This is a genomic window from Ochrobactrum sp. MYb379 (assembly GCF_037479515.1).
GTDB lineage: Bacteria > Pseudomonadota > Alphaproteobacteria > Rhizobiales > Rhizobiaceae > Brucella.
In genome coordinates this window covers 26,279-40,127 of sequence record NZ_JBBGYW010000004.1, presented here as the reverse complement: position 1 = coordinate 40,127, position 13,849 = coordinate 26,279, and the positions used below count along the sequence as shown (strand labels likewise).

Below are 13,849 nucleotides of genomic sequence, written 5' to 3'. Positions count from 1 at the left end.
GGTTTAAGCTCCTACCGGGAAGAGGCCTCGCGGGCGGAACAGAAGAACAATAGCCATGAGCAGATAAATGCCCATGGAAGCTATACCAACGCCCAGAGCGTCAGCTTCAGCACCAGCCATAAATTGACGCAAAATGGACGGGAGAAATGCGCGTAAACAAGTGTCGATGATACCGAGTGAAATACCGGCAATAAATGCGCCTTTAATGGAACCGACACCACCGATAACCACGACGACGAAGGTTGCGAGTAATATCTGCTCCCCCATTCCAACCTGTACTGCGAGAATTGGTCCCGTCATAAAACCAGCAAGACCAGCAAATGCCGCGCCAAGTGCGAACACCAATGTATAAAGCAGACGAATATCTACGCCGAGTGCGCGCACCATATCGCGATTTGTTGATCCTGCACGTACCAGCATACCCAAACGCGTCCGGTTGATAAGCAAATATAGACCACCAGCAACCAACAGACCCGCCGCAATGATGAGAAGACGGAACGGAGGATAACTCAGGCCCGAAAATAGCTCGACTGGCGATGATAGCGACGCGGGAAGTTGCGTGAAGATTGGCTGACGACCGAAAATCAAAACCGTCAGTTCATTGAAGATCAGAATGAGTGAAAACGTGGCCAGAACTTGGTCTAAATGATCCCGTTGATAAAGCTTTCGCATAACACCAAGTTCAATCAGGATGCCAGCGATTGTAGCCGCCAGGATCGCTGCAGGCAGACCTAGCCAGAAATTTTCGGTCTGCACGGCTACCCAGGTCCCAATAAAGGCGCCCATCATGTAAAGAGAGCCATGGGCAAGGTTAATCACGCCCATGATCCCGAATATGAGGGTCAATCCCGCGGCAAGAAGGAACAACATGACACCGTAGAGAAGGCCATTTAAAAGTTGTTCGAAGATGAGTGTCATTGGATGAAACGACCTTCAAAAAAATTAAAAGAAGCTCGGCGCACACGGATGTGCGCCTTATGGCTGGTGTCAGAGTTTGCACTCTGCTGAGTATGAATCACCGTAATTCTCGATAAGCTTCGATTTAATTTTGGTTGTTGGATTGCCGTCTTCACCTTTGACGATATCGAGGAGATACCAATCTTGCACCGGATGCTGGTTCGGGCCGAAGGAAAAATTGCCGCGCACCGACTGGAAATCGGCCTTGCGTAGTTCTTCACGAACGGCATCGATGTCCTCAATGCTACCGGTTTGCTTGAGTGCAGAGCCAATAAGACGAGCCACGTCATAACCTTGCGTAGCATAATAGGTCAGCGGGCGATCAGGATAGACAGCCTTCCATTTTGCAACCAGTTCCTTGCTTGCGTCATTATCCATATCCGGGCTCCAATGGCTGGTTGCCATGAGACCAACAGAAGCATCCCCCAGTGACTTGAGAATTACGGCGTCGCTGGACGGCTCAGAGAGAACCATAGGAATATTGCCTAGCAAGCCAGCCTGCTGATATTGCCGCAAAAACGCAATGCCCATGCCGCCAGGATGAGACTGGAAAACGACATCTGGCTTTGCAGCACGAATCTGGGCCATCTCGGCTGAATAGTCCGTTTGATCAAGCTGGGTGTAGATTTCTCCGACAACCTCTCCCTTAAACCTTCTTTTAAAGCCTTCCAGCGCGTCTTTTCCGGCCTGATAGTTCGGCGCAAGAATGAAGGCGCGCTTGTAACCTTCCTGTTCCGCAGCGAGGCCAGATGCTTCATGAAGAGAGTCATTCTGCCATGAAACAACAAAATAGTTTGCGTCACACCCCTTCCCTGCCATGTTTGACGGCGCGGCATTGGCACTAATGTAGAGGCTATCATTATCAACGATGTCCGGCACCGTTGCACCAGCAACGTTGGAGAAGATGATACCAGTAAAGAGCTTCACACCGTCTTCCAACATGAAGCGTTCGGCAATTTGACGTCCGTTGCCAGGCTTGGCAGCATCATCCTCGACCTTGAGTTCTACTGGAACGCCACCAAGCTTCCCGCCTTCTGCATCAATGGCCAGCTGCATACCATCGCGCACATCCTGACCAAGATACCCGCCGGGGCCAGACAAGGTCGTTATTACACCAATCTTGACCGGCTCAGCGGCGACTGCGCCTCCCGTCAAACCTGCTAAAAAGCCGAGCATTAGAAGTTTGTTTTTCATTCCAGTTCCCCATATTTTTATTGATTATGCGCAATCCGGTTAGGCGCATTTTTTTCGTTAAAGCGCTACCCAGCCTTCCGGCGGATTTTTACCGGGGTGAACCGTTTTGCAATGTGGGCAGGTCCGCAATTTCTCATCATTGTAGAAAGCCGCGTAAAGCGGTGGCAGATCGTCAACGATGGATTCCAAATCAACCTCTGCACGATGAACAAGGCCACTACATTCAAAGCAATACCATTCAACAGCATCCAAAGCGCCCTCTGGACGCGCTGGCTCAATCACCAGACCAATAGAACCTTCTTGTGGACGCTGAGGTGAGTGCCGAATATGCGCAGGCAGGAGAAAAATATCCCCTTCACGAATTGGCACATCGTAAAATTCACCGGTCGACGTATCGTGCAACTTCAGAAGCATATCGCCCTTGAGCTGGTAGAAAAACTCTTCAACCGGATCGTCATGATAGTCAGTGCGCTTATTCGGCCCGCCGACGACTGTCACCATCAGATCAGCATCCTTAAACACCAGTTGGTTGCCTACTGGCGGCTTCAACAGGTGCTTGTGTTCATCAATCCATTTTTGAAAATTAAAGGCGCTTAGTTTTGCCATTCTTGTTCCCCTTTTCGTTGATCAATTAGGACGTTTTCAGACCGCAACGATCAAATGCTTCATGAATTTTTGACTTCTCTGCATCGGTGAGTTCAAGCATTGGTGCGCGAACAGGTCCACCAACCTGCCCGAGCAATTCCTGCCAATATTTCTGATGTGAAGTGGGCTTTTCAGCCGGGCGTGTCGATTTGAACGCATGACGCACAGGCTCGAGGCTCTGCCATACAGCGCGTGCATCCGCAGCTTTGCCTGCAAATGCCAAGTCAGTATAATCACGCATGCGACGATCAAACTTCGTCTGCAATGTATAGGGCGGCGAAGAACAGAGATAAAGCTGCCATCCCAGCTCGAGAATGTTATCAAGCCACTCGGCTTCCGACGCCGTTGAAACGAGTATCCTATCGCCCGCAAGCTCAGTGAGAGTGCGATACATATCGCGCGGAACTGAATATTTGATAGCTACCACTGTTTCAATATCAGCGAGACGATTGCACAATTCCGGGCTCATGAGATATCCGCTATCAGGGTGAGACCACAATGCAAGACCGATATCAACCTTTGAGGCAATGGTTTCATAATATCTCAAGAGAGTTTCGTCCTGTTTGCGCAAGAAGTGCAAAACAGGAGCGTGAACAACAATGTAATCAGCGCCGCAAGCTTGAGCGTGTTTGGCCAGATCTATGACAACATCCATGTTCTGATCCGAGCAGGACATGATTGTCTGTGCCTTGTCATCAGCGGCCGATACTGCCAGATCGAACATGCGCTTGCGCTCATCGACCGACATTGAGAAAAATTCACCCTGCTTCCCCGCAACGAAAAGACCATCAATGCTCAGCTCATTGACCCAGTGATCGACATTCTTACGGAAGCCCGCTTCATCAATCGACCCATCTTCGTTGAAAGGCGTGTTTGCCGCAGCCCATATGCCGCGCATTGTAGCGCGTGAATAAGACTTGGCATTTCCACGATCGTACTTCATCGGAATCCTCGCTTTATAAGCAGGTTATGTAAAACCCGAGTTTTCCCGATCAGAACCGACTTTCTTTCATTCGTAAAGTATTGTAAGTAGAATATATTCATAAATAAAAACTCATGAATGATGCGATGCGCCCAACTCTCCGACAGATAGAATGCTTTCAAGCGGTGGTCGAACTCGGCAGCTTTTCTCGCGCAGCCGAGCGCGTCAGTACAACCCAGGCTAACCTGTCTCACACAATCCGTGATCTTGAATCCGTGCTGGATGCGCGGCTTTTCGACCGCACGACACGTCGTGTCAACTTGACGGATGCAGGTCGCGCTTTTGCAGACGGTGCCCTCGCTGGTCTTGCCGAAATTGATCGCGCTGCGGAAATTGTTCGTGACTTGGGAAAGCTGCGGCGCGGTCAGGTCAGCATAGCCGCCCCACCATTGTTATGCACAACAGTACTTCCACATCTCGTTCGTCGGGTAGCTAATGAGCACCCTAATCTTGTTATAAGGATAGAAGACGTCGGGCCTGAAACTGTCATAGAACAGGTTCGCAACGGGCGTTGTGATCTTGGCGTGGGCACTTTTTCTGGTGATAATCTGGATGTTGAAAGTCAGACCGCGCTCAGCGATCAGTTAATGGTTTTCATTTCACCCGATCATGACTTCGCCGGATATGACCAAGTCCGCTGGAGCGAACTCGAAAGCCAGCCAATCATCACGCTGACACAGAAAAGCAACATCCGACTTTTGACTGAAATTGGGTTCGAACAAACAAACTTGGCGCTGCGACCCCATATGGAAGTCAACCAAATCCACACGATTTTATCATTGGTGGAAGTCAATGCCGGTATAGCCGTTTTACCGGCCTATGCTTTCACCGCTTTGCGTGGACGTGGCATCGTCGCACGCCCTTTAGTAAATCCCGCACTTGTACGTGAAGTCCGCTTGATTACACCCCGCGACCGCGAACAATCTGCAGCTACTGTAGCTGTTCGCACAATCTTACGAAACCTGCTGCGCCAGATGATTCCAGAAATTCCAGGGACCCGCTAATACCGCAAACCACGAGTTTATTGAAAGCTAAACATATATTTGCAGGCTGTGCGCGATGCCGTATTTTTGGTTATACCATTACCGTGGCATCACAGAGCTCTACGGAGCTTGTCCGGGTTTGGCGTCATCAATCAACAGTAACAGTCCTAGTCACCTGAATCTAAAGTTCGGTTCAATGTTTTCTGGCAGAAACGCTTGCCGATGCTCGACCTTAACCTTATCACAGCCTGAGGCGGTTAGTGCCAGATCGAGCGTATCGGTGACGTCCTTGACTTCCATGCTGGTGCACAGTTTCCAAGGGCTCTGTTGCAAAACTTCAATCTGAACGGAGCACGGCCTATCCCTGGACGTAGTTATGCAGCGAGTGCTTCGAACTGTTGTTTGATTGAGCGTGCATTTACCGCTGAAAAGATGCCTTGTTGTTTACGCATCAAGTGAATGAGTTCTATACCGGCGAGCGTTATGCCCGCTGCAGTTTGTGACTTGAAACCAAGCATGGAGCGTGTGCGTCGTTTGCTGCGATCTTATCGCAACGCATCGGATCCTTACGGATCAAGTCGCGAACACAGTCACTCGCGTTCGAATAGCGTCCTGTTTTGGCCTGAGCCTCAACCCATTCTTTCATAGGGTGAGGGAGCGATACATTCATCATTGCCATCAAACTCTCCTATCTCTACAAGCCAAATTCACAGATTGGCAAAGTTTGTCCATTCATTCTCCGCTCTTCCCCTTGTGTTGTACGCAAGCCTATTGACGCTGATTGCCAGTCAGGATCAGGGACATCGCTTCGTCCTTTCTAACCAACTGACCAGAATTTGTATATAATCTTTCGAAATAGGAGAACCCATGCCTGATCCGAGGTCCGATACACTTGAGCAAGTTTACGCGCGGATTGCCGCCGGAGCTCCTTCAGGCGTATGGTCTCGTGCCGATTTCCTCAATCTGGCCAGCCCGAACGCAATTGAGAAGGCGCTACAGCGACTGACTAATCGAGGCGATATCCGCAGGCCGCACCGTGGCCTTTAAGACAAACCCTCTGTCAGCAGGCTCACAGGAAAGCTTGTTTTCCCACCACGTGCGTCCTTCGTCGATGCGATAGCTCGCCGAGACAAACCACGGATCCTCGTAGATGGAATGACCGCAGCAAACGACCTCGGCCTAACCACCGCTGCTCCTGCACGATCAACCATCCACGCAGATACTTATCGTCGAATGATTGAGATTGATGCGACTGCAGGGGGTACCCAAGAAAGTACCCCAGTTATCTACAGGCTCGACTTCAAGAGAGCTTCGGCAAAAGCCGCGTTCTGGGCCGGCCGGCCAGCAATGCGCATCGTTCAAGCGTTGGCTTGGTTGCGCGACGATCGCAGCAGCCTTGAACCTGCGATAAATGGAATTATCCAGAAACTAAGAAATAGCCAAAGCCGGCAAGCGATCTCGGATGATCTCCGCTCGAACCTCGCTGCTATACCGGCATGGATGTATCCCGCTGCGCAAGAGATCGCTGACGCTTTGGCGCCGAACGGTAACCGTAACGGACAAGAAAAGACCACAGATGCAGACCACATTCATTGAAGTTCTTCGATCGAGCCCTGATGAACGGCGTGCGCTCTATGCGGCGGCAGCGGCCGGCCTCCAGACACGTGCAGAGAATGTCGAAAAAGATCTTTATGTCTGCTGGATACTGGATTTCTTATTCAATCAGCGAGAAGGCGACCCGGTCAACCTCTACTTAAGAGACCATTTTAAAACCATCGCCGCCATGCGGTCTTATGTGCAAGTGCCATGGTCTAACCTCAATTTGTCCGGTCGATCTTTCCGCGCTTTTCCCGCAAGTGTTTGCCGAAGCGCGTAAGAAGAATTTTCATGAATGGGCCGCTGAAATTGCCGCGCGGGGTCGGGTTCGGATCGAAATAGTAAGACCGTTCCAACACATCATAATTATATTCACTGACTGTAATCCAACCGGGTTTATAATCAGCAAGTCCTGCACGGCGAAGCTCAAGCGCCGGAATTTCAATTGCATCCTGATCGCCTTGGGGCGATTTTGTCGAAATAGGCAGGATGATCAAATGTGTTATGCCCTGCGCTTCATCCTTTATGACCATGGAGAGACAAGCCGTACGGGACTTTTCGGCATTAACTTGTCCTTCCTTTGCGTGTCTGCTCCAAAGATATTCATAATTGACGATCTGACCGGCTTTAAACTTATCTCTCATGCCGATTCGTCCGGTGTGCTTGCCAGATAATCGTCAATTTCGCTCAAGAGCATTTCAGCCATATCGGGCGGCGTCTCGCTCGTCGTGTAAACCTTGCGGGGATCTTCTGCGTTTTTGGTCATGCGGTTATAAAATTCGGCCGGCACGACAACCACGGATGCCCTGCCGTGACGTGTCAAGGTTATAGGTTCTCGCATGGCTTCGTCATGGTATCGTCCGAAGTGGCGAACAAATTCAGCAGTTGAGACTTTTTTTTCGCTCATGGGTTTGAGCCTCGCAAATAAAAATAACAGAGTTTCTGTAAATTACAGAATTTCGACAAAAAGTCAAGTTTTTCTGTTCAGTAAGACTCGTCATGATCTTTTGAAATGATGAGTCCCGATGTTCTTTTCTGGTTTTTGCCCTGCCTCTTCCAGCATGGAAATAATAGCCCCATGTTTTAATCCGACAATTTCGCAACCTTTGTCGCGGGCTTCCTCGACAAGCGATCCAGCGTGGGAAATTCCTCAAGAAATGTTCCAAGCCAGATTTCGGGTTCTTCAAAATCGTCATCCTCGGCAATAAAGCATTGCAGGAAGAACGTGCGCAATCGCTTAGACTAATTCTTGGTTCCAGAAATGACGTCATCAACATTCTCAGCAAACATACTAATCTCAGCAAGTGTCCTCAACTGCAATTTGGGACCATCATATGCCTCGAAGAGATCATGATGCCCTTTGAAACTGGATGAAGAGGTACGGTGGCGATATTCACTTACCCACTCGATAAGGGTTCTGATGGGATGGACGCCCCTCCGACGGCCTGATGTGGCAGAATGGGTTCGTTGAGCACCATTGAGGAGGATGCGTCCATGGAAGAGATTACTACAATCGGTTTGGATCTGGCGAAGAACATATTTCAGATCCACGGAAGTGACAGTGACGGACGCGTTGTCTTGCGCAAGAAATTACGACGAGAACAATTGCTGCCATTCTTCGCCAAACAGCCCGCTTGCATGGTGGCGATGGAGGCGTGTTCCAGCAGTCATCATTGGGGGCGGGAGATTGGCGCTCTGGGGCATACAGTTCGATTGATCCCGCCCGCTTATGTGAAGCCATTTGTGAAGCGCCAGAAGAATGATGCGAGTGATGCGGAAGCTATCTGCGAAGCTGTTTTGCGCCCTACGATGCGGTTTGTTGCTGTAAAAAGTGAACAGAGCCAAGCTGCAGCTATTGTGTTTCGAACACGCGATCTTCTGGTCCGGCAGAGAACACAGATTATCAATGCTTTGCGTGGACATCTGGCTGAGTTTGGCATTGTGGTTGCCCAGGGCCCTGCACATGTTAGCAAACTGGTGATGGTCGTTCAGGATCCAGAGCGGTCTTTGCCGGATATCGCCCGACCGGTTCTGGGCGTACTTGTTGATATGCTTGCTACACTGGATGAGCGTATCAAAGTTTTAGACAAAGAGATTGCCCGTCGAGCCAAAGAGGATGAAGTCGCTCATCGGTTGATGACTATTCCAGGTATTGGCCCGGTGATTGCTACAGCCCTGACAGCATTGGCTCCTGCGGCATCGACCTTCAAACGCGGGAGGGATTTTGCTGCCTGGCTTGGCCTCACCCCTTTACAGCATTCAACCGGTGGCAAACAGCGGCTGGGTCGTACATCCAAAATGGGTGAGCGAACGTTACGACGCTTGCTCATTATCGGAGCCAGCACTGTTGTGCGTTGGGCTGCGAAAAAGGGATCGGATGCGGGTACGTGGCTTGCCGGTATGCTTAAACATAAGCCACCTATGCTGATACGTTTTGCACTGGCCAACAAAATGGCACGGATTGTCTGGGCATTGATGGCGAAGGGCGGAATTTATCGGGCTCCGGTCGTTGCAGTATGAAAACGCAATGAACCGGTGGTTGTCGGAGGTGTAAGAAGGTCAAAAGGAAAGTTATGGCGTAACAGTCGATGAGACGAGATCAGGAAAACCAGATTGCAACGAAGTGCTAAAAGCACGCGGTTCTGAATTGGACCTGATCTGCGAATTCCCATACGGGCCAGCAGCATGTTGATGGCTGCATCACAGGCCGGATACATGTCAGCACCCGACTTACACGCTCAAACCATTCCGAAAGATTCTTCTTGCAACCAATGGGGCGTCCATACATGTTGCAAACTTTTCATGTCTGATGATCCGTGCAAGGGATTGTGTCTTTTGCAGATGGAAGCGAGGCATTGATCATGGTCGATTTCAAGGGGATGCATTTTCCTAAAAGTGTCATCCTGTATGCCATGTTCTTTTACGTTTGTTACCCAGTTTCCTATCGTGACCTTCAGGAAATAATGGCTGAACGCGGCATAGAGATTGACCATGCAACATTGAACCGCTGGGTTGTTAAATACTCGCCGCAGATTGCGGCTCAGACACTCAGACGCAAACGCCCAACACTTGGCTCGTGGCGTGTGATGAGACCTATATAAAGGTTAAAGGGAAATGGACATACCTGTATCGAGCTGTTGATCGAGATGGCCAAACCTTGGATTTCATGCTCTCTGATCGCCGAAACCTCGGCGCTGCACGACGTTTCTTTAGAAAAGCCATTTTAAGCAATGGTATTCCGAACAAGGTTGTCATTGATAAAAGCGGAGCCAATTTGGCTGGCGCACAGGCTATAAACAGTATCCTCAAAATCACGGGTACGGGCAAGCTGATTGAAATCCTACAGGTCAAATACCTCACAACGTCCTTGAACAGGATCATCGTTTCATCAAGCGGATCACCAAACACATGTTAGGCTTCAAAGCGTTTCATTCAGCCTCAGCTACAATCGCTGGCATTGAAGTCGCTCATATGATCCGCAAGAAGCCATTCGCCGACGACAATTGTTCGCCATTCGAAGTCTTTGCGAAGCTCGCTGCATAACTGTGTCCAGAGATAAGGCCGCTTATAAACACTCAAAAATTTGCAAAAGAACCAGAACACACCATAAAGGATGGCACTTTTAGGAAAATGAGCCCCTTTGAAATCAATCGCCATTCCTCTTTACCTCACGGCATCATCCATAGTGACCAGCGCTTAACGCAACAAATCGAAAAATTTTGCGACAAAGCCATTGCGCGCTCCATCCTTCTCCCTCCAGTCGTGAGCTCGCAAGGCTTTCGTCAATTTCTTCTGAACGAGCCGCTGACGCGTGTCCGCTCATAAACGCTAAGATGCCCTATCATAACATCAACGCCAAGCTTGATGGACGATTATTCACGCTTATAACCATGCTTGCATCTAGTGCTTTTCTGATGCGCTTTAAGTGTACAAAGCCGCACACGATGTAAGATAATATCCATATCAAAGTTGCAGCTGCCAAATGGGTGTCGGGCATGTTTCAGCACACCCGCATGCCATTCGACGCTATCCGTTCCGAAGCGCTTAATCTGATTTCTCAATTAGAGTATTTAGTTCTCGTGTGTGATTGATGATTTAAGTTATCCATAACCAGACGCCTGGCTTCATGATTAGATCGCAGTTTGTCGCAAAGATGCGTTTTGGTTCATCCCTGCAGCTTCATGAGTCGGAAGATGACCATACAAATAATTCGTCTATTCAATCCGGCAGTCGCTGTCTGCGCCAATCTGTTGCATCAACGAAGCGACCGCGGCCTCCAATTGCGGGTCTTTATGAATACCGTAGGTGTTTGGATCAAAAGGCACCACAATATCGGGTGTGATAACTTCGTTTTCGTATTTTCGACCATCGACATGGCGGTAAGGCATGACGGGAAAATTATATTGCAGCCCTGGAAGCACTTTACTATTAACGGCAATCACGGATGTGCCAGTATTAAGCAGCACGTCACCTATAAGTTTACCTATCTTTTGATCTTGATAAGCCTGCGGGAAGATCGATCCATCCGAATAACTGAAACTGTCAACCAGCACAGCGCTCGGCCACAACCAGACATTATCTGGTCCCAAATCCCAGGCGCGGCCATCGACACCATAACTGAAGGCTGGCTTGCCATTTAAGAAACTAATCAATTCGCGGGAAAGATTGCCACCATTATTTGAACGCACATCAATGAGCGCAGCTTTCGCAAGTCCCCGCTGTGACGTCAAATTTCCGATCAATGACAGGTAGTTATCATTATCCATGGAATATAGCGGTTGATAGACAACGCACTGTCGCGATAGTTCACTTACCATCGCACTGCGCTTATCACTCAGATTTTTACTGGCCAATATCAGCTCATCAAACCAACCTATTGGCTTCACTTCAATGAAACGCTCTTTATCTGTTGTGCCATCTGCAAGACCAACGACGACTTGTCTTCCCGCATTTATGTCCAGCAAACGTGCAATTCCACCTGCTTCCGGGATCGCCTGCCCGTTGATAGAGGTTATAATATCACCAGCACCAACATGAAGGTTCTGCTGATCCATTGGACCGCCAGGCAGGATCGCAGCAATCTTTCGCCCTGCTCCGGTATATGCATCATCCAGATAAATGCCCAATGCATCATTCTGGGTGCCCATGCCAATCAGTGCAGAATTAGGCTGGGTGATTCCAGTGAACAGATGGGAGGCGGATAATTCCCCAAACATAGACGCAATCAATCGCTCAAGATCGCGGTGACCGGCAATGGAAGGCAAATAGGCACGATATTTATCGCCTATTTTCTTCCAATCACGATTTTCGTGTGCAGCATCATAGTAACGATCATTCACATCTGCCCAGGCTTGTTCAAAGGTTGCAACAAGGGCCGCATCTTCATCACGCGTGAAGAGGATGTCGAGCGGAATTTCGAGCCGCAGCGCTGGATCGTTAATGGAGGAGCGAATGATCTGATTGGCTGTTTTCACATCAACGGCCTGTAGAGCAGCATTATACCGGATGAATTGCACTTGCTCCTGATCGGGAACTGGAATTTGAGCCACTTCTTCCAACTCACCGTTATCGAGACTAATCAATCTGACAGAAAGCTGTTGATCGTCCGTAAAAATGGCAAGAAGGTTTTTCCCGTCCGGCGACGTCGTCAACACTTCTGGGCCAGGTAAATTGCTCGTCAGCCGGCCCTCAAGCATATTGCTGCGCTGACGATCCGCTACGTAGCGCGTGATCTCCACTTCTGGCAGCTGATCTGCCGGGTCATCGGAGTTGTTTTGATCCTTGAGAGCACCGAAATAATCTTGTCGCGCCTGAGTTGACAAAAATACGCGGTACAAATCCAGATTAGAACCGTGATGATGGTTATTGGCGGTACGGGTTGTATAAAGGGTCGTATAGCCGATTAACTGTGTTCCATCAGCACTCCAGAAACCACCATAAAAATTGGGCACTTTTACCGATAGCGGCTGCATTGGCCCACTTCCATCAGCAGGTGCAATCGCGACGCGGTTCAGCACAGAACCGTCAATGCTGCGCCATTGCACCAATAAGTCTTTTGAAGTCGGTGACCAGCTAAAATCACCGCGTTTATCGAAATAATCTGAGTTATAATCTGCTGGACGGTAAAGCGTGGCAACATCGCCTGACGCCAAATCCAGAACCTTAACCTCCCGGCGATCAGACCAAAAAGCCAGCTTGCTACCATCTGGTGAAAACTTGGGGTCGAGCGCATTGCTATTATCAGAAACTACAAGAGGAACTTCCTGATGAGACAGACCGAGTTTGCCGCTCTGCTGATCTTCCGACAGATCAATGCCGTAGATGCCCCATTTGTTATTGCGCATTGCAGCATAGACCAAAATCCGGCCATCCGGAGAGAACGCAATGTCCCGCTCCTCTCCGGGCGTGTTCGTTAGCTGTCGATAGTTTCCTTTGAGGTCAATCAGAAAAACATCTGTGTTGGCAATCACTGCAAAATGTTTGCCATCCGGGGAAGACTGGAAATCCTGGCTGGTTGAAGCTTTATAATTGGGGAGACGGTGCATCCCCTGCTCCAGTGTATTGATCTCAATTTCTTCCGACTTGTCAGCACCTGATACGAGTGTTTGTACCTGACCATTCAATAAAAACGCTATTGTACCGTCATCGGCGACTGACAAATCGCGGACTGGTGTGTCTTCGAAATGCGTCAGCTGGGTTTCAGCACCAGTTTTCCAATCAAGCTTCCAGACATTAAGCCAACCCGACGCTTCAGACAGGTAGTAAAGCCACTGACCATCGGCACTCCAATGCGGGTCAAACCTGTCCGTTCCGTCTACATCGAAGATACGATTATATTTGTCGGTAGCAGGCTCATAAAACCAGAGTTGACGCGCGTTGGCTGCCACACGGTGCTGGCGTTCCTGCGGGTCGTTTGAAGGATCATAACTATAGACGAGCTTGGTCTGATCCGGGTTCCAACGGGCCTGACGGGCCAAATTAGGAAGAACAAGCCGTTCCCGGCCGCTTTGCGTATCGACAGCATAGAGCTGCGGCTTCCAGCTTTGCGCCGCCTGGACGCTGCGTTTTGCATCCCCTAACCTGACAGCTGTGAAAAGCACACTCTTGCCATCACGTGAAAAGCTGGTCGGAACCTCTTTTGCGGACGAGTAAGTCATGCGTTGCAGTTTTCCCGAGAAGTCAGCAACATAGACGTCATCATCGCCATTCACATCAGAGGCAAAGGCCAGTCGTTTGGAATCCGGAGCCCATACAACACTATGACTATAAGCATCAGCAGGTGAAACCGGAAAGGCCAGTCCGCCATCATTGTCCGTTAAAAAAATCTGACCGCGATGCGTGAACGCGATCAGTTTTCCGTCTGGTGAAAGTGCCGGGTTTTGAATCCAGCGTGCTGGCTCGCCAGTAAAATCAGCTTTTCCCTGACCTGTAGCAAGGCCCATCAGTGAGAGCGATAGTGTTACAATTCCGAGCCAGCACTTCATCGCCAGAT

Annotated in this window: 9 protein-coding genes and 5 pseudogenes; 5 read left to right on the top strand and 9 right to left on the bottom strand. The window is 49.6% G+C overall.

The features are described from left to right. Positions 1–3: 3 nt before the first annotated feature. From WH356_RS10125 to WH356_RS10110, 4 genes are all read right to left on the bottom strand, one after another. Complete coding sequence (locus WH356_RS10125; RefSeq protein ID WP_339510397.1) at positions 4–918, bottom strand: branched-chain amino acid ABC transporter permease; 915 nt, start codon at positions 916–918, stop codon at positions 4–6. A 69-nt stretch (positions 919–987) separates the two neighbouring features. Further along, positions 988–2,151 (bottom strand): ABC transporter substrate-binding protein, encoded by a 1,164-nt coding sequence (locus WH356_RS10120; protein ID WP_339510395.1) that lies wholly within the window; start codon positions 2,149–2,151, stop codon positions 988–990. Positions 2,152–2,208: 57 nt separating this feature from the next. After that, the gene (locus WH356_RS10115) at positions 2,209–2,757 is read right to left on the bottom strand and encodes a 3-hydroxyanthranilate 3,4-dioxygenase (protein ID WP_339510393.1); all 549 of its coding nucleotides are present in this window, start codon (positions 2,755–2,757) and stop codon (positions 2,209–2,211) included. Positions 2,758–2,782: 25 nt separating this feature from the next. Continuing rightward, positions 2,783–3,739: a dihydrodipicolinate synthase family protein gene (locus WH356_RS10110; RefSeq protein ID WP_339510391.1), complete on the bottom strand. Its 957-nt coding sequence runs from the start codon at positions 3,737–3,739 to the stop codon at positions 2,783–2,785. Between the two features lie 125 nt (positions 3,740–3,864). Between WH356_RS10110 and WH356_RS10105 the strand changes: the two genes are divergently transcribed. Continuing rightward, entirely contained in the window at positions 3,865–4,782 is a 918-nt protein-coding gene (locus WH356_RS10105) for a LysR family transcriptional regulator (protein WP_339510389.1), read from the top strand. A 353-nt stretch (positions 4,783–5,135) separates the two neighbouring features. Here WH356_RS10105 and WH356_RS10100 read toward each other — a convergent pair. Together WH356_RS10100 and WH356_RS10095 are read right to left on the bottom strand one after the other, a co-directional pair. Then, positions 5,136–5,303: pseudogene (locus WH356_RS10100) on the bottom strand (IS6 family transposase); the annotation flags it as partial. Then, positions 5,297–5,440: pseudogene (locus WH356_RS10095) on the bottom strand (ribbon-helix-helix domain-containing protein); the annotation flags it as partial. The pseudogenes WH356_RS10095 and WH356_RS10100, both read right to left, overlap by 7 nt. Positions 5,441–5,628: 188 nt before the next feature. Here WH356_RS10095 and WH356_RS10090 point away from each other — a divergent pair. Together WH356_RS10090 and WH356_RS10085 are read left to right on the top strand one after the other, a co-directional pair. Next, a pseudogene (locus WH356_RS10090) lies at positions 5,629–6,357 on the top strand (DUF6088 family protein). After that, positions 6,338–6,520, top strand: a pseudogene (locus tag WH356_RS10085) (nucleotidyl transferase AbiEii/AbiGii toxin family protein); the annotation flags it as partial. The pseudogenes WH356_RS10090 and WH356_RS10085, both read left to right, overlap by 20 nt. Positions 6,521–6,578: 58 nt before the next feature. Here the strand turns inward: WH356_RS10085 and WH356_RS10080 are convergent. Continuing rightward, complete coding sequence (locus tag WH356_RS10080) at positions 6,579–7,001, bottom strand: hypothetical protein (RefSeq protein WP_339510387.1); 423 nt, start codon at positions 6,999–7,001, stop codon at positions 6,579–6,581. Further along, positions 6,998–7,264 carry a type II toxin-antitoxin system prevent-host-death family antitoxin gene (locus tag WH356_RS10075; RefSeq protein WP_339510385.1) on the bottom strand — a complete coding sequence of 89 codons (267 nt, stop codon included), beginning with the start codon at positions 7,262–7,264 and terminating at the stop codon, positions 6,998–7,000. Before WH356_RS10075 ends, WH356_RS10080 begins: the two co-directional genes overlap by 4 nt. 587 nt (positions 7,265–7,851) lie before the next feature. Between WH356_RS10075 and WH356_RS10070 the strand changes: the two genes are divergently transcribed. Continuing rightward, positions 7,852–8,877 carry an IS110 family transposase gene (locus tag WH356_RS10070; protein ID WP_339510383.1) on the top strand — a complete coding sequence of 342 codons (1,026 nt, stop codon included), beginning with the start codon at positions 7,852–7,854 and terminating at the stop codon, positions 8,875–8,877. Between the two features lie 341 nt (positions 8,878–9,218). Beyond that, positions 9,219–9,900 (top strand): annotated as a pseudogene (locus WH356_RS10065) (IS6 family transposase). A gap of 671 nt (positions 9,901–10,571) precedes the next feature. Here WH356_RS10065 and WH356_RS10060 read toward each other — a convergent pair. Beyond that, the gene (locus WH356_RS10060) at positions 10,572–13,841 is read right to left on the bottom strand and encodes a S41 family peptidase (protein WP_339510381.1); all 3,270 of its coding nucleotides are present in this window, start codon (positions 13,839–13,841) and stop codon (positions 10,572–10,574) included. Between the last annotated feature and the right edge of the window lie 8 nt (positions 13,842–13,849).